The organism is Curtobacterium sp. MCSS17_007 (assembly GCF_003234175.2).
Taxonomy (GTDB): Bacteria; Actinomycetota; Actinomycetes; order Actinomycetales; family Microbacteriaceae; genus Curtobacterium.
In genome coordinates this window covers 2435490-2455209 of sequence record NZ_CP126257.1, presented here as the reverse complement: position 1 = coordinate 2455209, position 19720 = coordinate 2435490, and the positions used below count along the sequence as shown (strand labels likewise).

Annotated in this window: 18 protein-coding genes; 8 read left to right on the top strand and 10 right to left on the bottom strand. The window is 72.4% G+C overall.

Annotated features, from left to right (window positions below):
• The first annotated feature begins 32 nt into the window (after positions 1 to 32).
• Positions 33 to 1094 (top strand): NADP-dependent oxidoreductase, encoded by a 1062-nt coding sequence (locus DEJ22_RS11660; RefSeq protein ID WP_111227853.1) that lies wholly within the window; start codon positions 33 to 35, stop codon positions 1092 to 1094.
• A gap of 73 nt (positions 1095 to 1167) precedes the next feature.
• On the opposite strand, the gene DEJ22_RS11655 is transcribed toward DEJ22_RS11660, so the two are convergent.
• The 7 genes from DEJ22_RS11655 to DEJ22_RS11625 all read right to left on the bottom strand — a co-directional run bounded on the left by DEJ22_RS11655 (position 1168) and on the right by DEJ22_RS11625 (position 9171).
• Positions 1168 to 2010 (bottom strand): ABC transporter permease, encoded by an 843-nt coding sequence (locus DEJ22_RS11655; RefSeq protein WP_111227854.1) that lies wholly within the window; start codon positions 2008 to 2010, stop codon positions 1168 to 1170.
• On the bottom strand, positions 1997 to 2989 hold the full coding sequence (locus tag DEJ22_RS11650; protein ID WP_258379685.1) for an ABC transporter ATP-binding protein: 993 nt from the start codon (positions 2987 to 2989) through the stop codon (positions 1997 to 1999). Before DEJ22_RS11650 ends, DEJ22_RS11655 begins: the two co-directional genes overlap by 14 nt.
• Positions 2986 to 4056 carry a LolA family protein gene (locus tag DEJ22_RS11645; RefSeq protein ID WP_146241787.1) on the bottom strand — a complete coding sequence of 357 codons (1071 nt, stop codon included), beginning with the start codon at positions 4054 to 4056 and terminating at the stop codon, positions 2986 to 2988. Before DEJ22_RS11645 ends, DEJ22_RS11650 begins: the two co-directional genes overlap by 4 nt.
• Positions 4057 to 4234: 178 nt before the next feature.
• On the bottom strand, positions 4235 to 4741 hold the full coding sequence (locus DEJ22_RS11640) for a ribose-5-phosphate isomerase (protein ID WP_111227857.1): 507 nt from the start codon (positions 4739 to 4741) through the stop codon (positions 4235 to 4237).
• Complete coding sequence (locus DEJ22_RS11635; RefSeq protein ID WP_111227858.1) at positions 4738 to 6480, bottom strand: dihydroxyacetone kinase family protein; 1743 nt, start codon at positions 6478 to 6480, stop codon at positions 4738 to 4740. The genes DEJ22_RS11640 and DEJ22_RS11635 overlap by 4 nt, the downstream gene beginning before the upstream one ends.
• A 181-nt stretch (positions 6481 to 6661) precedes the next feature.
• Positions 6662 to 7990, bottom strand: a complete 1329-nt coding sequence (locus tag DEJ22_RS11630) for an MFS transporter (RefSeq protein WP_220033784.1) — start codon at positions 7988 to 7990, stop codon at positions 6662 to 6664.
• Between the two features lie 20 nt (positions 7991 to 8010).
• Positions 8011 to 9171 (bottom strand): zinc-binding dehydrogenase, encoded by a 1161-nt coding sequence (locus DEJ22_RS11625; RefSeq protein WP_111227859.1) that lies wholly within the window; start codon positions 9169 to 9171, stop codon positions 8011 to 8013.
• A gap of 141 nt (positions 9172 to 9312) precedes the next feature.
• Between DEJ22_RS11625 and DEJ22_RS11620 the strand changes: the two genes are divergently transcribed.
• Positions 9313 to 10131, top strand: coding sequence for a GolD/DthD family dehydrogenase (locus DEJ22_RS11620; protein WP_111227860.1), 819 nt, complete (start codon positions 9313 to 9315; stop codon positions 10129 to 10131).
• Positions 10132 to 10184: 53 nt separating this feature from the next.
• Positions 10185 to 11150, top strand: coding sequence for a sugar-binding transcriptional regulator (locus tag DEJ22_RS11615; protein WP_111227861.1), 966 nt, complete (start codon positions 10185 to 10187; stop codon positions 11148 to 11150).
• A 119-nt stretch (positions 11151 to 11269) separates the two neighbouring features.
• On the opposite strand, the gene DEJ22_RS11610 is transcribed toward DEJ22_RS11615, so the two are convergent.
• On the bottom strand, positions 11270 to 11806 hold the full coding sequence (locus tag DEJ22_RS11610; protein WP_111227862.1) for a DinB family protein: 537 nt from the start codon (positions 11804 to 11806) through the stop codon (positions 11270 to 11272).
• Positions 11807 to 11995: 189 nt separating this feature from the next.
• On the opposite strand from DEJ22_RS11610, the gene DEJ22_RS11605 reads away from it, so the two are divergent.
• A complete protein-coding gene (locus DEJ22_RS11605; protein ID WP_111227863.1) occupies positions 11996 to 13498 on the top strand; it encodes an MFS transporter in 1503 nt (500 codons plus the stop codon).
• 90 nt (positions 13499 to 13588) lie between these two features.
• On the opposite strand, the gene DEJ22_RS11600 is transcribed toward DEJ22_RS11605, so the two are convergent.
• Positions 13589 to 14626, bottom strand: coding sequence for a GTP-binding protein (locus tag DEJ22_RS11600; RefSeq protein WP_111227864.1), 1038 nt, complete (start codon positions 14624 to 14626; stop codon positions 13589 to 13591).
• A gap of 57 nt (positions 14627 to 14683) precedes the next feature.
• Here DEJ22_RS11600 and ykgO point away from each other — a divergent pair, with 57 nt between their 5' ends.
• Together ykgO and DEJ22_RS11590 are read left to right on the top strand one after the other, a co-directional pair.
• Positions 14684 to 14806 (top strand): type B 50S ribosomal protein L36, encoded by a 123-nt coding sequence (gene ykgO / locus DEJ22_RS11595; protein WP_058743312.1) that lies wholly within the window; start codon positions 14684 to 14686, stop codon positions 14804 to 14806.
• A 27-nt stretch (positions 14807 to 14833) separates the two neighbouring features.
• A complete protein-coding gene (locus DEJ22_RS11590; protein ID WP_111227865.1) occupies positions 14834 to 15490 on the top strand; it encodes a histidine phosphatase family protein in 657 nt (218 codons plus the stop codon).
• Positions 15491 to 15690: 200 nt separating this feature from the next.
• Here the strand turns inward: DEJ22_RS11590 and DEJ22_RS11585 are convergent, their stop codons facing one another.
• Positions 15691 to 17433 carry a glycerol-3-phosphate dehydrogenase/oxidase gene (locus tag DEJ22_RS11585; protein WP_111227866.1) on the bottom strand — a complete coding sequence of 581 codons (1743 nt, stop codon included), beginning with the start codon at positions 17431 to 17433 and terminating at the stop codon, positions 15691 to 15693.
• A 212-nt stretch (positions 17434 to 17645) separates the two neighbouring features.
• Here DEJ22_RS11585 and DEJ22_RS11580 point away from each other — a divergent pair, with 212 nt between their 5' ends.
• On the top strand, positions 17646 to 18608 hold the full coding sequence (locus DEJ22_RS11580) for a sugar-binding transcriptional regulator (RefSeq protein WP_258379686.1): 963 nt from the start codon (positions 17646 to 17648) through the stop codon (positions 18606 to 18608).
• A gap of 47 nt (positions 18609 to 18655) precedes the next feature.
• Positions 18656 to 19672, top strand: coding sequence for a helix-turn-helix transcriptional regulator (locus DEJ22_RS11575; RefSeq protein ID WP_111227867.1), 1017 nt, complete (start codon positions 18656 to 18658; stop codon positions 19670 to 19672).
• Positions 19673 to 19720 lie beyond the last annotated feature (48 nt).

The following is a 19720-nucleotide window of genomic DNA, read 5'->3' as shown; positions in this document are numbered from 1 at the left end:
CACCGGAGCCATGCCCACGGAAGGAGTCCCCCATGCGCATCGGTAGTGCAGTGCAGTACGACCGGTACGGCGGGTTCGACGTCGTCGACCTCGTCCCGCAGGAACGTCCCGAGCCCGGACCCGGCGACATCGTCGTCGAGGTCGTCGCCGCCGGCCTGAACCACGTCGAGCGGTTCCTCCGCGAGGGGAAGCTGCGCGACCACATCGAGCTGGCGTTCCCCGCCCGTCAGGGCGTCGACTTCGCGGGCATCGTCCGGGCGCGCGGCGCCGAGGTCCGCGACCTCAAGGTGGGCGACGAGGTCATGGGCCACGCGCCCGACGGCGGCGCACACGCCACCTGGGTCCGCGTGCCCCGCGGCGCAGTCGTCAAGAAGCCCGAGCACGTCGGGTGGGAGGTCGCCGGCGGCCTGTACCTCGCCGGTGCCACCGCTGCGACGGTCGTCCGCGGGCTCCGCCTCGGACCGGAGGACACCGTCGTCATCTCGGCCGCCGCCGGCGGCGTCGGGCACATCGAGTGCCAGCTCGCCCACGACGCCGGCGCGACCGTCATCGCACTGGGCAGCCCGCGGAACCACGACTACCTGCGACAGATCGGCACCCTGCCCGTCGCCTACGGCGACGGCGAGGAGGACCGCATCCGCCAGATGGCCGGCGGCCGCCCGATCACCGCGTTCATCGACAACCACGGTGGCGGCGGAGCGGCGGACCTGGCGGCCAGGCTCGGTGTGCCCTCGGAGCGCCTGGTGACCTCGGAGCACCGCCGCGACGTGGAACTCCGGTTCCTCCGCGCTCCGGCCGACGACGAGGAGGCCCGCGACCTGCTGACCCTGCTCGCGAAGGCGGTGCAGGACCGTCGCGTGCAGGTGCTCATCTCGGGCTTCTACCCGTTCGAGTACATCGTCGACGCCTACGAGGACCTCGCCGAGATGCGGTCCCGCGGCAAGGTCGTGATCGGGATGCAGACGGTCGAGACCGGCGCCCGGCTCGACTGGTACCGCTCCGAGAAGGCCCGCGACCTGCGCGACCGGTACGCCGACGAGCGCGGAGCGGACACGGAGACGATGGCCGGCGGGTCCGCGAGCCCGGAGGCCTGAACGGCAGCACGAACGGGTCGGGCCCGGTGTCCAGCAGGACGCCGGGCCCGATCCGTTCGTGGATGGTGGGTGGTCAGCTGAGGACGTCCTTCGTCGCGAACCGTCCGTAGGCCAGCGAGCCGAACACCGCCACGTAGCCGAGCTGCAGCAGGGCGTTCGACCCGAACGAGTCGAACGAGATGGGGTCGCGGAGCAGGTCGCCGAACCCGAGCCACAGGTGCGAGAAGAGGAACGGGTGCAGCCAGTCGAGCTGCGGGAGCTGGTCGAGCACCTGCGACACCCCGGCGAGCACGACCGTCGCGGCCATCGCACCGACCGGCACCGTCGTCAGCGTCGAGGCGAAGAGGCCGATCGCACTGAGACCGAGCATCGAGAGCGACACGTAGAGCGCGAGCAGCAGCGCGCGACCGGCGTACGACCACCCGTCGACCTGCGTGCCGGACAGCAGCGTCACCGGTCCGATCGGGAACAGCAGCGCACCGATCGCCGCGCCGACGAGCACCACCAGGAGCGTCGCCGCCAGGCAGAACGCCACCGCGCCGGCGTACTTGACGAGGACGAACCGCAGGCGGCCGGTCGGAGCCACGAGCAGGTAGCGGATCGTGCCGTGCGACGCCTCGCCTGCGACCGTGTCGCCGGACACGACGCCGACGGTCAGGGGCAGGAACAGCGGGATGGACACGGTGAGCGCGGTGAACGCCACGAAGAGGCCGTTGTTCGTGATGTCCCCGAGGAACGCGGGACCGCCGGATCCACCATCGGTGGTCAGCCGGACCGCGATCGCGATGAGCACCGGCACCAGCGCGAGGGCACCGAGCATCGCCCAGGTCCGGCGGCGCCGGAACAGCAGCGCGAGCTCGGAGCCGAGCAGGGCGAAGGGCCGGACGGGACCACGGACGGTCTCAGGCTGCGACATCGAACCCCTCCCCGGTGAGCGCGACGAACAGGTCTTCGAGGGTGCCGCCGCCGACGGTGATGCCGCGGACGCGCACGTCGGCGCGCACGAGCTCGGCGGTCACCGTCTCCGGCAGGACGTCGGCGGGCAGGTCGGCGACCAGCGTGTCCGCTCCGACGTTCCGACGCGGCGTCAACCCGAGCCGGACCAGCACGGTACCCGCCTGTCCGACGTCCGGCGTGCGGACGGTGACCGTCCGGCCGCCCGTGGCGCGGAGCTCGTCGAGCGAGCCCTGCGCCACGAGGTGTCCGCTCCGCATCACGGCGGCGTGCGTGCAGACCTGCTCGATCTCCGCGAGCAGGTGGCTCGAGACGAACACCGTGGTGCCGTCGTCGGCGAGTGAGCGGATGAGGTTCCGGACCTCGCGCGTGCCCTGCGGGTCGAGGCCGTTCGTCGGTTCGTCGAGCACGAGCAGGTCCCGCGGCGCGAGCAGCGCGTTGGCCAGGCCGAGGCGCTGCTTCATGCCGAGCGAGTAGGCGTGCGCCTTCTTGTCCGCCGCGTGCGTCAGGCCGACGCGGTCGAGTGCCGCGGCGACGCGGTCGCGACGGGTTCGTGGGTCCGAGGTCGGGTCGGCCGCGTCGTAGCGCAGCAGGTTCGCCCGGCCGGTCAGGTACGGGTAGGACGCGGGACCCTCGACCAGGGCGCCCACGCGGGGGAGCACCTCGCGCAGCGCACCGGGCACCGGACGTCCGAGCACCTCGATGGTCCCGCTCGTCGCCGAGGACAGGCCGAGGAGCATCCGGATCGTCGTGGTCTTGCCCGAGCCGTTCGGTCCGAGGAACCCGAACACGGAGCCGCGTGGGACGGCGAGGTCGACGCCGTCGACGGCACGCTGCTTCCGGAACACCTTGACCAGCGACTCGGTCCGGACCGCGAGCTCCGGCACCCGGGGCTCCGCCCGCTCCGGCACCGGGCCGTCCGGGTCTGCTGCTGTCGTCACTTCGCGGCGGCGACCAGGGTGGCCACCGGCACGGCGCCCGCGAGCACCCGACCGTCGTCCGTCAGGTAGACCGACACGAGCGACGTCTGGACGGCGCGGCCGCCGTCGACCGGCTTCGTCACCTGGTCGAGGAGCGCCGTGGTCTCGGTGTCCCGGAGCGTCCGAGCGGAGTCGCCCGCGGGCAGCTCGACCACGGCGTCCCAGCCGGAGCCGGTCACCGTCGGCTCGACACCGCCGCGCTCACCACCGTGGCCGCGTCCGCCCTGCCGGTCGTGACCGGCGTCGGAGAGGTCCTTCGTCGTGACGTCCGCACCGGACGGCGGGGTGAAGTCGAACAGTCGTGCCGCGGGTGCGCCGTAGTCGAGGCTCGTGAACCCGACCTGGAACGCCGGCTCGTCCTTCCCGGCCGCCGTCACCGTGACCCGGAGCGGCAGGCCGGTCTGCTGGTCCACCGCGAGCCGGACGGTGCCGACCAGGGTGTCGTCGGACCTCGGCGTCAGGGTGACCTGCCACGCATCGTGACCGGCGACACGGACCGTCGTCGGGTCGGAGACCCTCGTGCTCGGCGTGATGGCGTCGACCGCGCGCTGCGCCGCCTCGGCCGGGGTTGTCGCGCCGGAGACCGGGGTGTCCGCTCCGTCCGGCAGCGTGACGTGCACGGCCGAGCGGTCCTCCGAGTCCCAGGTCCACACGTCGTCGCCGTTGCGGACGACGTCCTGTTCGGCGAGCTGCTTCGTGAGCTGGAACCGCTGCTTGTCCGGGCTGTCGACGTACAGACGTGCGGTGTGCGAGGCGGTGAGGAGCCCGAGGACGTCGGAAGCATCGCCCTCGAGGTCGGATCCACCGCTGCCGGAGGGGAGCTCCGGCAGGCCGAGGTCGCTCGTCTGCGCGAGCGTGCCGGAGTACTGCGCGTCCCGCGACGCCGCGATGCTGGCGAGGACGTCGGCCGCGGTCGGGTCGGACCCCGCCACCGGATCGGCGGCGGCGTTCGCGATGACGGGCGCGGCGATCGCGCCGGCCACGACGACCGGAGCGATGACGGCGGGCAGCCAGGCTGACTTCTGCATCGTGTCCCCTTCGGTGGAGCGGTGGGTCGCGAGCACCGTACGTCGGGCTGCCGACAGTGGGCTGGGCGTTCCCGGAGCCGGCGACCGCGACACACCGTCAGCCGGACGACGCGACCGCCGTCGCCCCGGCCGGGCGGGCCGGGGCGACGGCGGTCACGATCAGCGGACTGCCGTCAGGTCAGCGAGTGGCGCCCGCTCCGGCGTCGACCCCTGCGTCCGTGCCGACCGGAGCCGAGCCGTCGTAGCCGCAGATCGCCGCGACCTTCTCGGCGCTCGCGCTCGACGTGTCGAACTCGTAGTCGAGCCACTCCAGCGCGAGACGTCGGGCGAGCTCGACGCCGATCACGCGCTGCCCCATGCAGAGCACCTGCGCGTCGTTCGACAGGACGGAGCGCTCGACGCTGAACGAGTCGTGCGCCGTGACCGCCCGGATGCCGGGCACCTTGTTCGCGCTGATCGCCACCCCGAGCCCGGTGCCGCAGACCAGGATCGCGCGGTCGGCCTCGCCGTCCGCGACCATCCGTGCCGCGTCGACGGCGACGTGCGGGTACGCCGTGTGCCCGTCGGCGTCCACACCGACGTCCACCACGCTGGCCACGCGGTCGTCCGCCTCGAGGTCACGTTTGATGACCTCCTTGTAGTCGAAGCCCGCGTCGTCCGAGCCCACCACCAACCGGAACGTCATGCGTCCACTCCTTCGCGTCGTCGTGCGCGGTCGGCGAGCAGCTCGCCGACCCGTGTGAGGACCATCCCCATCGAGGTGGCGCCCGCATCGGGCGTCCCCACGCTCTTCTCGGCCAGGGGCCGGGCGCGCCCGACCTTCGGCCGCAGGTCCGCCGTGGCGTCGGCCTGCTCGACCGCGACCCGCGCCGCCGACCGCCAGGCGGTCGCGAGGTCGGCGCCGTCGTCGACCGAGGAGCGCAACTGGTCGACGAAGGGCAGCAGCGCGTCGAGCAGTGTCTTGTCGCCGCGCGACGCGCCGCCCAGGTGCACGATCGAGTCCGCGAACGCCTGCGCCGCCGCGACGACCTCGGACGGTCCCACGTGCTCGGCGTCGTCGCCGAGCGCGCGGCCGAAGGCCTCGAGCGCCGCACCCCACAGGACACCGGACGTGCCGCCCGCCGACGCGGCCCACGCCTCACCGGCGCGGCCGAGGACGAAGGCGACCCCGGCCTCCCGGTCGGCCTGCTCGACCGCCCGACGGGCCGCACCGATCCCCTTCACCATGCCCCGTCCGTGGTCGCCGTCCCCGGCGACCGCGTCGATGCGGCCCAGGGTCTCCTCCTGTTCGCGGAGCAGCACGTCGATCGCGACGACGGCTTCGCGTGCGGTCTCCGCAGCCCGACGGGAGGCGTCGGTCGCGTCCGGCACGACCGTCGCCTCCGCAGCGGCCTCAGCGACCGCATCGGCCGGCACGAGCGCCGCGACCGGTGCGGCGACCTTGCGGTAGCCCGGCGTGTAGGCGTCCGCGCGCCAGTACCGTTCGAGCTCGTCGTCGAGGAACTGCAGCGTGAGCGAGCAGCCGCCCATGTCGAGGCTGGTGACGAGTTCGCCGACCTCGGGTTCGACGACCTCGAGACCGGCGTCCTCGAGGAGCGGGAGCACCCGGCCCCAGAGCAGGAAGAGCTCCTCGTACTTCGTGTCGCCCAGACCGTTGAGGATCGGCGCGACCCGCGGCCCGGCACCCTCGGGGCGTTCGGCCAGCAGCCGGTCGACGAGCAGCGTGGCGAGTTCCCGGGCGGGCAGCACCGGGACGTCCTGGATGCCCGGCTCGCCGTGGATGCCGAGGCCGAGGCCGAGGTGCCCGTCGGGGACGGAGAAGAGCGGTTCGGTGGTGCCGGGCATGGTGCAGCCGGAGAACGCGACGCCGATCGTGCGGGTCGCGGCGTTCGCAGCGGTGCCGACGCGCTCGACCTCGTCCAGGTCCGAACCGGCGGCGGCGGCCGCGCCCATCGCCTTGAACACCGCGAAGTCACCGGCGATGCCCCGACGCCTGGCGACCTCGTCCGCGCTCGCCACGTCGTCGGTGACCACGACGATGCGGGTGTCGATGCCCTCGGCGCGGAGCCGCTCGGCGGCGAGGCCGAAGTTCATCGTGTCACCGGCGTAGTTGCCGAACGACAGCACCACGCCGCGGCCCTGGTCGGCGGCCTTCGCGACCGAGTACACCTGCGCTGCAGAGGGTGATGTGAAGACGTTGCCGACGACCGCGCCGGTGGCGAAGCCGGGCCCGACGACCCCGCAGAACGCGGGGTAGTGCCCGGAGCCGCCGCCGACGACGACGGCGACCTGCCGGTCGGCGCCCTCGGTGGGGAGGGCGACCACGCCGCCGTGCACACCCCGCACCCGGTCGGCGTACAGGGCGAGCCAGCCGGCGAGCTGGTCGTCGGCGAAGTCCTCGGGGTCGTCGTGGATCGTGGTCATGGAGTGCGTTCCTGTCGTGCGGTGGACCGGGGTCCGGTGGATGGGGTCAGGATCGGGTTGGAGGACCGGGTGCGTCGGTCGGGGTCGGAGGGGCCGTCCGGGCACCGGGCGGCGGTGGGACGTGCGGGGGACCGGGCGGCGGTGGGACGGCCAGCGCCGCCCGGGGTCGGCTCGACGGGCGTCAGCGGGCGCCGCGGTGCGGGCGTCCCTGGGGCACGTCGAGGAAGTGGATCATCACGAAGGCGCACGCGTAGAGGCCCACGAACGTCCAGGTCACCGCCTGGCCGCCGCCGCCGAGCGCGAAGACCGCCGCGACGACGCCGGTGCCGAGGAACGCCGCCCCGCCGGCAGCGGTCGTGTACATCGCCATCGCCGCACCCTTGTGCTCCGGAGCGAGCGCCGGCATGATCGCGCCCATCGGCACGAAGCCCGCGAGCAGGCAGCCGAACACGCAGCCGGCGACGACCGAGAGCACGTAGCCCCAGTCCGATCCGGCGGGGACGAGCTGCGGCACGTACCACCAGGCGACGAGGCCGGTGGCGGAGCCGACGATGCCGAACCACTTGACCGTGCGCTGCCAGCCGATGCGGTCGCCGACCCAGCCGAACAGGGCGTTGACCAGGATGTTCGTCGCGTAGACGCAGACCGTCATGAGGAGCCACCGGCTCTGGCCCCAGCCGCGGTCGTTCGCGATGATCGCGGGGAGCACGACGAACATGCCGAACTCGGGCGCGGTGTTGATCAGGCGGACGAGGAAGCCCATGAGGATCTTCGGGCGGGTCGCGGTGAGCCGGATCCCGCTCGTCATGACGCGCCAGGCGCTCTCGCCGGCGGGCGCGATCCGCGAGAAGCCGTTGGGCAGGCGGACGCCGAACAGCATGATCAGGAACCCGGCGACCACGAGGCCGATCGACGCGATCATGGCACCCGTCTCACCGACCGTGCCGCCGCCGAACACCGGGATCGCCCCGATGGCGAAGAGCGAGCCGAGGGTCGGCAGGCCACCGGTGAAGGCGACGTAGAACCACCCCACGGCGGAGCCGTTCCGCTCCACCGGGGTCGTGATGTTCACCCAGACCAGGAACGCGAACGCGAACAGCGGGTAGCCGAAACCGCGCAGGGCGTAGGCGACGGCGGCGAAGGGCACGCTCTCGACGTGCAACGCCAGCAGGAACAGCACCTCGAAGACGACCCAGACGGCGAAGCCGAGGATCATCACGCGGCGCGGCCCGACCAGGTCGGACAGTGCGCCGGAGACGTAGCTGCCGATGAGCGCGGCGAGGCTGTAGAACGTCACGATCGTGGCGACGGTGGCCTCGGGGCTCCCGAGGACCGCGACCATGTGCGGTGTGATGAAGTTCGACTCGACGCCGTTGCCGGTCATGAAGACCAGCACGGCGACGAAGCCGAGGGCGAGCGGACGGGGGATGCCCATCCGGTCGAGCCGCCCCTCCGGACGGGCGGAGGCGGGCGTGGACGCGGCGGTGGTGCGCGCGGTCGTCGTCGACATCGCGGGGACTCCTCGGTGCGTCAGGCCCGCGCGGCGGACGTGGTCGGGGCGGTCAGCGACGGGACGATCGACACCTTGACGGACGCACCGGCGGAGTCGCCGACCAGGTCGAGGGCCTGCTGGAAGTCCTCGAGCGGGAACTGGTGCGTGCAGATCTCGTCCATCGGCAGCGTGCCCGACTCCAGCAGCTTGATCGCGGCCGGCCAGGTGTGCGGGCCGAGGTGCGCGCCGCGGACGTCGAGCTCCTTGTCGTCGGAGATGATCGACCAGTCCACGGAGACGGCGTCCTTGAACACCGAGTACTCGACGAACGTGCCGAGCTTGCGGAGCAGGTTCAGCCCCTGGGGCACCGCGGAGGGGTGGCCGGTCGCCTCGATGTAGACGTCCGCGCCGTAGCCGTCGGTGAGTTCCTTGACGCGGGCGACGGCGTCCTCCTGCGCGATGTTGATCGTCAGGTCGGCACCGACCTTGCGGGCGAGCGCGAGCTTGTCGTCGACGACGTCGAGCGCGATGATCCGCAGCGGGTTCTTCTGGCGCGCACCGGCGATGGCCGACAGCCCGATCGGCCCGGCACCGGCGATCACGACGGTGTCGCCGAACCGGACGTCGCCGCGCTCGACGGCGTGGAAGGCGCAGGAGAGGGGCTCGGCGAAGGCGGCGACCTGGCCCGGCAGGGCGCGGTCGACCGGGTGCGTCAGGGCCTTGGTCGGCACGAGCACGTACTCCGCCATCGCGCCGTCGAATCCCTTGAAGCCGAACATGTCGTGGACGTTGCACATCCAGTAGGCGCCCTCGAGGCAGTACCGGCACTCCCAGCACGGCACGATCTGCTCGCAGGCGATCCGGTCGCCGAGCGACACACCACGCTTCGCGAGCGCGTCGTCGTCACCGGAGACGACCGTGCCGACGAACTCGTGGCCGGGGATGCGGTCGGCTTCCGCCCACGCCGGTCGGTTCTCGTCGCCCCAGAACTTCGCCGCGCCGTGGTAGCACTTCAGGTCGCTCGCGCAGATGCCGACGGCGTCGGTGCGGAGCAGCAGTTCGCCCGGTCCGGGCTGGGGGACCGGGCGTTCCTCGAGTCGGTAGTCGCCCGGCCCGTGCACCACGACGGCACGCATCGTGGTCGGGATCGTCGGGTCGGTGCGGTCCTGGTGCGGGGTCTCGGTCGTCGTCGTCGACATGTGCTGGTCCTCCGTTGGTCAGCCGGGCGGGGCGCCCGTTCCGATGGTTCGGCGACGACTGTACACGGTCGGGAACAGATGTCCAGAACACAATTTCTGCTATCGTTCCGACACCACCACCCCGATCGCGAGGGAGCGACCATGACCACCACCGCCGCCACCGACCTCGCCGCTGCGCTGCGTCCGGGCCCTGCTGCCGTCGACCTGACGAACGACCTGACGGGCCGGACCGCGGTCGTCACGGGTGGGGCCTCGGGCATCGGCAACGCCATCGCGCACGCCTTCGCCTCCCGCGGCGCACGGGTCGCGATCGTCGACGTCCGGACGGACGCCTCGGCTGCGGCGGCCGCGGACCTGCCCGTCGTCGCCGCCGGGGCGCACCTCGGGCTCGCGTGCGACGTCACCGACGACGGGTCCGTCACGGCCGCGGTGCAGCGGGTCGTCGACGCGGCGGGCTCGATCGAGGTGCTCGTCAACTGCGCAGGCATCGTGGCGCTCGACGCCGCCGAGGACCTCGACGCCGGGGCCTGGGCCCGGACCCTCGACGTCAACCTGACCGGCACCTTCCGGCTCGCCCAGGCCGTCGGGCGCCACATGCTCGCGGCGGGTGCCGGTCGGATCGTGAACATCGCGTCGCAGGCGGCGCACGTCGGCCTCGACCGGCACGCGGCCTACTGCGCCTCGAAGGCCGGTGTCCTCGGCCTCACGCGGGTGCTCGCGCTCGAGTGGGGCGGACGCGGGGTCACGGTCAACACGGTCTCGCCGACCGTCGTGCTCACCGACCTCGGACGGGCGGCCTGGGCGAACGAGGCGGGCATCCGCCACCAGGCCGAGATCCCGACCGGCCGCTTCGCCACCCCCGCCGAGATCGCCGCGGCAGTGGTGTTCCTGGCGAGCGACGGTGCCGCGATGGTCAACGGTGCCGACCTCAGGGTGGACGGCGGGTTCACGATCCGGTGACCGTCGGTCGGACTACGATCCGAGTGTCCGACCGATCCGAAGGGTCCCGCAGCATGTCCTCCGAGAGCACCACCGGCGCCGAGGGGTCGCGGGCCCGCTTCCCGCTCGACACCGTCTACCAGGCGGCGCGGATGTACTACCTCGAGGACGCGACCCAGGTCGAGATCGCCTCGCGGCTCGGGGTCTCCCGACCCACGGTGAGCCGCCTCGTCGCCGAGGCCCGTCGGGCGGGCCTCGTCCGCATCGAGGTCGTCGACCCCTTCCAGGACGAGACCGTCGCCCTGGCCGAGCGCCTGCAGGTCGTGCTCGGCCTGCGTGCCGTGCACCTGGCCGCCGTGACGCACCAGGCCACGCTCGGTGCCGACCTGGCCGCCCCGATCGCGACCGCGGTCGAGGGGATGGGGCTCACCCCTGGTGACGCGGTCCTGGTGTCGTCGGGGCGCACGGTCTACGACGTCGCGCACACGGGGATGCCGCCGCTCGCGGGCGTGCAGCTCGTCCCCACCGTCGGCGGGCAGGCCGACCCGATGCCCTGGTTCCAGACGAACGAGATCACCCGGACCGCGGCGGAGCGCTCCGGGGCGATCCCCGCGTTCCTGTTCGCGCAGGCCCTGCCGTCCGCAGCGATGCGGGCCTCGCTCGACGAGGACCCCGCCTTCCAGCACGTCGTCGGCCTGTGGGGGCGGGCCAAGGGTGCGATCCTCGGCATCGGCGCACCGACCCCGACCCGTGACGCACTGGCGCGGGGGATCCCCGTCGAGGACGCCGCCTTCGACCACGCGGCCGGCGACGTGTGCCTCAACTTCTTCGCCGCCGACGGGTCGCCCATCGAGTTCCCCGGCAGCGAGCGCATGGTCCGGACCTCGCGCGAGGTCCTGGCCGGTGTGCCGCACGCGGTGGGCGTCGCCGTGGGGACGGCGAAGGTCCCGAGCATCATCGGCGCGGTCCGTGCCGGCATGATCAACGAGCTGGTGACGGACGCCGCGACCGCCCGCGCCCTGCTCGACGCACTCGCCTGAGCCGGTCGCTCAGGACGGCGCGGTGACCGTGCCGTCCGCGACCCGGACGGCACGGCGGACGGACGGGAGGCACGGTGCGGGCCGGTGCCGCGCCTCCCGTCCGTCCCCCGTCGCGACCGTCAGGCGGTCGGGCGGGCGGTCCGGCGCACGTCCCACAGGTGGTGCACCGGGTCGTGCGCGTAGTAGGTCGCGAGGGTCGCGACCGTGAAGACGCTGCCGTCCGACCGCCGGCCGGTCCGCCCGAGGGCGTCGTCCGGTACGGCGGCGAACGCAACCGCGGCGTCACGAGCCGCCTCGGTGAGATCGCGGGCCACGACCGCCGGGTCCTGCTCGCCGTAGCGCTCCGCGACGGCGGTGGCGTCCTGGTCCCAGTTCGGGAAGGCCGGGTCGTCCTCGGACAGCACGAGGCGGAGGCGTTCCGTCATCTTCCGGTGGACGTCGCGGACGTGCGCGCCGTACTCGAGCGGCGACCACGTGTGGTCGTCCGGGCGCTGCCGGACGTCCGGACGGGCGAGCTGCTCCGGCCAGGACGCCGTGTTCTCCGCGATGACGGCAGGGACGTCACGGAAGGCCAGGGCTGCGCCGTCGAAGCCGCACTCGGGGCACGCCGCGCCGATCACCCAGGTCCAGTTCTTCGTGTCCGGTCGGATCGTCACGGGGCAGACGTTACCGGCTCGTGACCTCGCACTGCATCCGCACGGTGATGCGGATCCGGCGTGGCCTCCGTCCGGGTGACACGCCGGTACCTGTGAATCCCCGGCCGATGACATGTCGGTCGCTCGGTACCGTAGCTGGCTGTTCCGGGCCGGTACCGATCGGCTCGTCCAGCCACGAGGAGATCGCGTATGGGTTCCGACCCCAGCAGTACCACCACCCGGCCGCCCCGACGCCTGCGGGTCAGTGACGTCACGGTGGTCGACAGGAGCATGATGCGCCGGGCCGTCAGTGGCATGGTCGTCGGCAACACGATGGAGTGGTACGACGTCGGAGTCTACGGGTACCTGGCCGTCACGATGGGCAAGGTGCTCCTGCCCACGGCCGAGCCGTCGGTGCAGATCCTCTTCAGTCTCGGGGTGTTCGCGGCGACCTACATCGCACGGCCCCTCGGCGGGATCGTGTTCGGGCGGCTCGGGGACCGCCTGGGTCGGCAGAAGGTGCTCGCGACGACGCTGATCCTGATGGCGTCGTCGACGTTCCTCATCGGGGTGCTGCCGACGTGGTCGACCATCGGCGCGCTCGCCCCCGTCGTCCTCGTCGTGCTGAAGCTCGCGCAGGGCTTCTCGACCGGCGGTGAGTACGCCGGCGCCACCACGTTCGTGACCGAGTACGCCCCGGACCGGCGGCGCGGCTTCTTCGCGAGCATCCTCGACTTCGGCAGCTACATGGGCTTCGCGCTCGGCGCCTCCGTGGTGACCGTGCTGCAGGTGACCCTGGGCGAGGCGACGATGACCGCCTGGGGCTGGCGGCTGCCGTTCTTGCTCGCCGGCGTGATCGGCGTCGTCGCGATCTGGTTCCGCCTGCGCATCGAGGAGTCGCCGGTGTTCCAGGCGACCCAGGCGGCGCAGGAGGCCGCCGCGTCGGACCGCGAGGCCGCCGAGGGTGGTCGTCCCGCGAACGTGCTCGTCATGGTGCGCGACCACTGGCGCCCGATCGTCATCGCGATCATGCTCGTCGGCGCATCGAACACGGTCGGCTACGCGCTGACCTCGTACATGCCGACGTACCTCACCGATGCGCTCGGGTACTCCGCGATCGACGGCACGCTCCTCACCATCCCCGTGCTCGTGCTGCTCGCCGTGATGCTCCCGGTCGCCGGGCGGCTGTCGGACCGCATCGGTCGCCGCACCGTGATGTGGATCGGCGCCGGCGCCACGGTCGTGCTCGCCGTCCCGGCGTTCCTGCTCATCGGGCACGGTGCGCAGTGGTCGACCCTCGCCGGACTCGGGCTGCTGGCGCTGATGACCGCGCTGTGGGTGTCCAACCAGGCGGCCTCGCTGCCGGCGCTGTTCCCGACGTCGACCCGCTACGGCGGCATGGGCTTCGCCTACAACATCGCGATCGCGGTGTTCGGCGGGACGACGCCGCTCATCGTGCAGGCGCTCCTGACGGCGACGGGTGACCAGCTGGCGCCCGCGTACTTCCTCGTGGCGATGAGCATCGTCGGAGCGATCGGCGTGTTCTGCATGCGCGAGTCGTCACAGCGGCCGCTGCCGGGGTCGATGCCCGCGGTGGAGTCCGAAGCAGAGGCACGCGAGCTCGTGCTCACGCAGGACACGAACCCGAACCTCGACCTGGGCGACCTGCCGTTCGCGGCGCAGGACCGGGCGGAGGCGTCCACGCGCCACTGAGGGCCACTGCCCGGCGCTGCCCGGCGCTGCCCAGCGCTGGCCGGTGCTGGGCGGCGCTGGCTGGCGCTGGCCGGCGTCGACCAGCGTCGGTCAGTCGTTCCGGTGCTCGTGGGACGGGTCGAGCGTCGGCCACACCGGGAACGGGTCCGCCCACCGGCGCCAGAGGTCCGGTCCGGCGAGCAGCTCGTCCGGGGTGAGCAGGGCGCCGTCGAGGGCGCGTTCGATCCCGTGCACGTCGAGTCGCTCGCCGACGAACCAGATCGCCTGCCCGACGGGGGCGTCCTCGTCCCAAGACGGGTTCGCGGTGGGGTCGAGCGCGAGCATCGCCCCGAAGCTCGACCACGACCCGACGTGGTCCGGGCGGGACGCCAGTCGGAAGAAGCCCTTCGAGCGCAACACCCGGCCGTTCACCCCCGCGCTGAGGTCGTGCGCGATGACGTCGGCCAGGCGCCCGGGGTGGAACGGCAGCGGCTCGCGGTACCGCAGGCTGACCAGGTCGTCCTGCGGGCCGCGCCCCGTGTCCACCCGGTCCGCGTCGCTCGACAGTGCACGCATCCACCCGGCACCCGAGGTCAGCAATCGGGCGGCACCGCCGTTCGACGCCGGCAGGTCGAGCGGCCCTCGCAGCGCGGGCGCCGCGACGATCACCGCGTGCGGCGCCATGCGGTGCAGCAGTGCGACGAGCGCGCGACGGCGACGGCCCGAGAGGGGTTCGACCCGGTCGAGCGCGACGACGGTCGCGTACTCGACGAGGGATGCCACCCGTTCCGCGGCCACGAAGGCGTCGTCCACGTCGGACCACAGCAGGTGGGCGACGTCGTCGGCGCAGAGCACGGCGACGACGTGGCGGAGGACGCGGTCGTCCCCGGTCTCCGAGCGCGCGGCGTTGGCGAGCATCATGCCGACCGCACGGACGTCGACCTCGGGCGCGAGCGTGACGACGAGGTCGTGGTCGGCGTCGGGTCCGCACACGCGGTCGAGCTGGTCGCGCCGCGCGGCGATGCCCCGGGCTGCGGCGAGGGCGTTGCCGGCGACGTGCATGCGGTGGCCGCTGCCGATCCTGGTGGCGACCCGGACGGCGTCGGTGTCGTGCAGGGCGGAGACGAGGGTGGTGGCAGCAGGGCGCATGTCGAGTACCCTACATGACAACCGTTCTCAACAAGGAGTCGGTGGAGGAGGAGATCCGTGAAGGTCCGCAACTCGCTCAAGGCGCTCAAGAAGATCCCCGGTTCGCAGATCGTGCGACGACGGGGCCGTGTCTACGTCATCAACAAGCGCGACCCCCGCTGGAAGGCCCGCCAGGGGTAGGGCGCCGGCCGTCCGTAGGGTGGGACCATGCGACTCCTGCTCATCCGGCACGGCCAGACCCCCGCGAACGTGAACGGTGTCCTCGACGCCGAGGTGCCCGGCCCCGGGCTGACGGACCTCGGACAGCAGCAGGCCGACGCGCTCCCCGCAGCCCTGGCCGACCGCGGCATCGAGCGGCTGTTCGTCTCCTCGATGGTGCGGACGCAGGTCACCGCGGCACCCCTCGCTGCGGCGCTCGGGCTCGAGCCCGTCGTGCTGCCCGGGCTGCGCGAGATCGAGGCGGGCGACCTGCAGGGCAGGCGGGACCGGACCTCGGTGCAGCTCTACATCTCGACAGTGCACGGCTGGTCCGCGGGAGACCGTGCGAGCCGCATGCCCGGTGCCGAGAGCGGGGACGACTTCTTCGCACGCTACGACGACGCCGTGCGGCAGATCCTCGAGACGGGCGTCGAGGTCGCTGCGGCGTTCAGCCACGGCGCGGCGATCCGGACGTGGGCGAGCGCGGTCGGGCAGAACACCCCGGACGAGTTCGGGACGCAGCGGCACCTCGAGAACACGGGCATCGTCGAAGTCGAGGGATCGTTCGACGACGGCTGGCGCCTGGTCGACTGGGAAGGCGAGCCCGTCGGGGGCGAGGACCTGGTCGACCGGACGGCGCAGGACCCGACCGGCGACGCGTTCTGACGCGACCGGGGTCGTGTCTCGAGACGCCGGTGTCGGCGCGAGGCGCCCGGACCGCATCGAGACGCCGCCGGAAGCGGCGGTGTCTCGCCGGGGCGGCGGTGTCTCGTGGTCCGAACGGTGTGCGGGTGCGCGACACACGACGGACGGGAGGCGCGGTGCCAGCCGGCACCGCGCCTCCCGTCCGTCCGTGCTCGCGTGGACTACGCGGGCTGCGTGGTCGTGTGCAGCGGCACGATCACGCCGTGCGACTCGCGCAGGACGTCGAGGGTGCGCTGGACCTCGTCCGCGCGCTCCTCGGTGCTCCAGCCCAGGGTCTCGGCGAGGACGTCGGCCAGCTCGTCGAGCAGGTCGATGGTCACGCCGCCCACGAAGGCCAGGTTCGTGCGACGGAGCACCACGTCCACCAGGTGCACGGCCTGCTCGTGCTGCGCGAAGTACGCGACCTCGGCCTTGGTGAGCGACGGGTCGGACTCGAGCGGCTCGACCGGGCCGTCCGTCAGGACGTCGACGACCTCGGCGGCACGGGTGCCGTAGCGCTCGAGCAGCCCCTCCACCACGGACGCGTCGAGACCGTCGCGGTGCGACGTGATCCACAGCGCGCGCTGCGCGTCGGTGGTCGGGAAGTCCTTGCCACCGCCGATCGGCATGCCGGTCGTGTCGACCTTGCGGGCGACGCCGAGCTTCGTGGTGACGTCGCTCGACAGGTGCGCCGCGAGGGCGCGGAACGTCGTCCACTTACCGCCGACGAGGCTCAGCACCGTCGTACCGGGCAGCCCGGCGATCGGGGTGTCCACGATCCGGTAGTCGCGGGACACGAAGCCGGGGGCCGTGTCCTCGTGCCGGGGGAGCGGGCGGATGCCCGAGTAGCGGTAGACGATGTGGTCGCGGTTCAGCTCGATCTGCGGGAAGACGTGCGCGACGAGGCCGAAGAAGTAGTCGACCTCCTCCTCGGTGCAGACCGCCGGCTGCGACGGGTCGGCGTCGATGTCGGTCGTGCCGATGAGGACCCGGCCCTTGAGCGGGTAGATGAGGACGATGCGACCGTCGTTGTTCTCGAAGAACAGCTCGCGCCCCTTGGTCGCCTCGAGCAGCTCGTCGTTCTTGACGACGATGTGGGAGCCCTTCGTCCCGCCCATGAACTTCGTCTCGCCGCCGAAGGCCTGGTTCGTCAGGTCGGTCCAAGGGCCGGACGCGTTCACCACGACGTCCGCGGTGAACACGAAGTCCTCGCCGGTCTCACGGTCGCGCAGAACGACGCCACCGTCGCGGGTGCCGGCTGCCTCGACGTAGTTGACGGCACGAGCGGTCGCGGTGCTGCCGGTGCCCTGCGCGGCGGCGAGGCCGTCCTTGAGGACGTCGAGCGCCAGGCGCTCGGGCTCGTGGACCGAAGCGTCGTAGTACGTGCCCGTGTACTTGAGGTCCTTGTTGAGCGCGGGCATGTCCGCGAGCGCGGCCTTCTTGGTGAGGAAGCGGTGCTTCGGCACCGAGCCACCGTCACGCGAGAAGGAGTCGTAGATCGTCATGCCGATCTTGATGAGGGCCGCGCCGCGCTCCTTGGTCGAGCGCTGCTTGTGGGTGAGCATGCGCAGCGGGGCGTTCATGATGCCGGAGAACGTCGAGAAGATCGGCATCGTCGTCTGCAGCGGCTTGACGTAGTGCGGTGCGATGCGGATCAGGCCGTTGCGCTCCTGCACACTCTCGCGGACGAGGCGGAACTCGCCGTTCTCCAGGTAGCGGATGCCGCCGTGGATCATGTGGCTCGACGCGGCCGAGGCCCCGCCGGCGTAGTCGCCGCGCTCGACGAGCACGACGTCGACGCCCTGCAGGGCGAGGTCGCGGAAGGTGGCGATGCCGTTGATGCCGCCACCGACGATGAGGACCTGTGCGTTCGGTCGCTCCGTGAGCGCGCTGACCGTCTTCCGGGGCTGCGTCTTCTTCGACATGGTGCGTCGCTTCCTTGGGTCGGTTCCGTGGGGGACGACTCCGATCGTGCGCTTCCGTGGGAGGTCGGGCAACTCGTGTGCACGAACGTGCAGCACACGTGTCCGACAGCCTGCCGCGGCGGCTCGCAACGCCGCTCCGGACGTGGGGGTGACGGCCGGGAGGCGCGACAGGGGTTGCAGAGGCCCTGCACGTCCGTGCATGCTCGGTTCCCATGAGTGACGCAGCGCAGCCGATGCGCACGCAGCAGGCGCTGCGCGCCGCGCACCTGTACTACCTGCAGGACCTGACGATGGACGCCATCGCCGACGAGCTCGGGACCTCGCGCTCGTCCGTGTCGCGGCTGCTGAAGTACGCACGGGACACCGGGCTCGTGGACATCCAGATCCGCTCGCCCCTCGACCAGGCTGCCGCGCTCAGCCGCAACATCCGCGCGCGCTTCGGCGTGCACGCGCACGTCGTGCCGGTGCCGGACCACACGAGCGACGTCGACCGACTCGAGCGGGTGGCGCTCAGCGCAGCACGCATCCTGACGCAGTACGTCGAGTCGAACATGGTGATCGGGATCTCGTGGGGGTCGACCGTCAGCGCGGTCAGCCGGTACCTCGTGCCGAAGACCACGCACGGCTCCACCGTCGTGCAGATCAACGGTGCGGCGAACACCCGGACGACCGGCATCGTGTACGCCTCCGAGATCCTGCGGCGCTTCGGCGAGGCGTACGGCGCGTTCGTGCAGCAGTTCCCGGTGCCGGCGTTCTTCGACGACCCCGCGACGAAGGACATGCTCTTCCGGGAACGGTCGATCCGACGGGTGCTCGACCTGCACGAGCGGATGGACCTGGTCGTCTTCGGGGTGGGCGCCCCGCAGGCCCCCGTGCCCTCGCACGTGTACTCCGGCGGGTACCTCGACCCGTCCGACCGTGACGAGCTCGCCGACGCCGGCGTCGTCGGGGACGTCTCGACCGTGTTCTACCGGGCCGACGGCTCGTGGAAGGACATCGGCGTGAACGCTCGGGCGGGTGCGCCGGACCTCGACACGATCAAGCGCGCACCGCGCAGGGTCTGTGTCGTCGCGGGCCGGTCGAAGGCCGCGTCGCTCAAGGGTGCGCTGGCCGCCGGGCTCGTCACGGACCTCATCCTCGACGAGAGCGTGGGGCAGGCGATCCTGCAGCCCTGAGTCAGATCACGACGTTCTTGTCAGTGGTCCCCCGTAGGTTCTGGTGCATGGTGCTTCCTCGCGAGAACCACGGTCCGACCGTGCCCGAGCGCCCCGTTCCGGCACGGACCGAGCCCCAGGACGGCGGCAGCCGGGACGGCCGCTCCTTCCGTCGGCTCGTCGGCACCGACGTCGATGAAGCCCTGTCGTTCTTCACCGGCGACTACGACTTCCGGGCACCGCGCGTCCGCCGGACCCGGCAGCGACCGCAGTGGGACTTCGCTGGGGTCGGGGACGAGCGCCTGTCGCTCCGCTCGTCGCGGTTCCTGGTCGACCTCCGTACCGAGAGCGTCGTCGAGGATCAGGTCATCGTCGCCTGGCTCCGGTCCGGTGCGAGCACGATCACGTTCGACGGTCGGTCGGTCGACCTCGAGCCGGGGGTGCCGGTGGTGCTGCCAGACGCGTACGAGCTGCACCACCGCGACATCGGGTTGAACCTCGTGCAGCTCGACCGCGAGTACCTGCGGAGCGTCGTCGGCGACCCGGACCTCACCTTCGACCCGATGCGCCGCCCGACGGCGGAGGGCATCCGGGCATGGCAGGCGGCCGTGCGCGCCCACTCGTCGACGTGGCTCGATGTCGGGCACGAGCTCAGCCCCACCGTGCAGCGCACCATCACGGACGCCTTCGCCGCCGCGGCGGTCGAGGCCTTCCCGCACCGTGAGCGCTGGCAGGCGACCGTGCGCGGGCACGGGCCGGAGCACGACCGGCTGCGCCGTGCGCTCGAGTACGTGCACGCCCACGCCCGCGACCCGATCGGGACGCCCGAGATCGCCGCGGCGGCCGGGCTGAGCCCGCGTGGTCTGCAGCAGTCGCTCCGGCGACACCTCGACCAGACGCCGGGCGACCTGCTCCGCGGGGTCCGGCTCGACGGCGCTCGCGGTGACCTGCTGCGCGGCGACCGCGACGAGACGAGCGTCGCGGACATCGCCCGCTCGTGGGGGTTCGGGCACCTCGGTCGGTTCTCGGCCACCTACCGAGCCCGCTTCGGGGAGCTGCCCAGTGAGTCGCTCCGAGCGCGCTGACCGCTGGTTCGGTCCGGAGCGCCTCGCGGGGGCGCTCACCGAACGCGG

Bases quoted from the DNA above. Each gene is read 5' to 3' on its own strand.
- DEJ22_RS11660 (WP_111227853.1), top strand. From the start codon at position 33: ATGCGCATCGGTAGTGCAGTGCAGTACGACCGGTACGGCGGGTTCGAC.
- DEJ22_RS11655 (WP_111227854.1), bottom strand. From the start codon at position 2,010: ATGTCGCAGCCTGAGACCGTCCGTGGTCCCGTCCGGCCCTTCGCCCTG.
- DEJ22_RS11645 (WP_146241787.1), bottom strand. From the start codon at position 4,056: ATGCAGAAGTCAGCCTGGCTGCCCGCCGTCATCGCTCCGGTCGTCGTG.
- DEJ22_RS11640 (WP_111227857.1), bottom strand. From the start codon at position 4,741: ATGACGTTCCGGTTGGTGGTGGGCTCGGACGACGCGGGCTTCGACTAC.
- DEJ22_RS11635 (WP_111227858.1), bottom strand. From the start codon at position 6,480: ATGACCACGATCCACGACGACCCCGAGGACTTCGCCGACGACCAGCTC.
- DEJ22_RS11630 (WP_220033784.1), bottom strand. From the start codon at position 7,990: ATGTCGACGACGACCGCGCGCACCACCGCCGCGTCCACGCCCGCCTCC.
- DEJ22_RS11625 (WP_111227859.1), bottom strand. From the start codon at position 9,171: ATGTCGACGACGACGACCGAGACCCCGCACCAGGACCGCACCGACCCG.
- DEJ22_RS11620 (WP_111227860.1), top strand. From the start codon at position 9,313: ATGACCACCACCGCCGCCACCGACCTCGCCGCTGCGCTGCGTCCGGGC.
- DEJ22_RS11615 (WP_111227861.1), top strand. From the start codon at position 10,185: ATGTCCTCCGAGAGCACCACCGGCGCCGAGGGGTCGCGGGCCCGCTTC.
- DEJ22_RS11605 (WP_111227863.1), top strand. From the start codon at position 11,996: ATGGGTTCCGACCCCAGCAGTACCACCACCCGGCCGCCCCGACGCCTG.
- DEJ22_RS11600 (WP_111227864.1), bottom strand. From the start codon at position 14,626: ATGCGCCCTGCTGCCACCACCCTCGTCTCCGCCCTGCACGACACCGAC.
- DEJ22_RS11590 (WP_111227865.1), top strand. From the start codon at position 14,834: ATGCGACTCCTGCTCATCCGGCACGGCCAGACCCCCGCGAACGTGAAC.
- DEJ22_RS11585 (WP_111227866.1), bottom strand. From the start codon at position 17,433: ATGTCGAAGAAGACGCAGCCCCGGAAGACGGTCAGCGCGCTCACGGAG.
- DEJ22_RS11580 (WP_258379686.1), top strand. From the start codon at position 17,646: ATGAGTGACGCAGCGCAGCCGATGCGCACGCAGCAGGCGCTGCGCGCC.
- DEJ22_RS11575 (WP_111227867.1), top strand. From the start codon at position 18,656: ATGGTGCTTCCTCGCGAGAACCACGGTCCGACCGTGCCCGAGCGCCCC.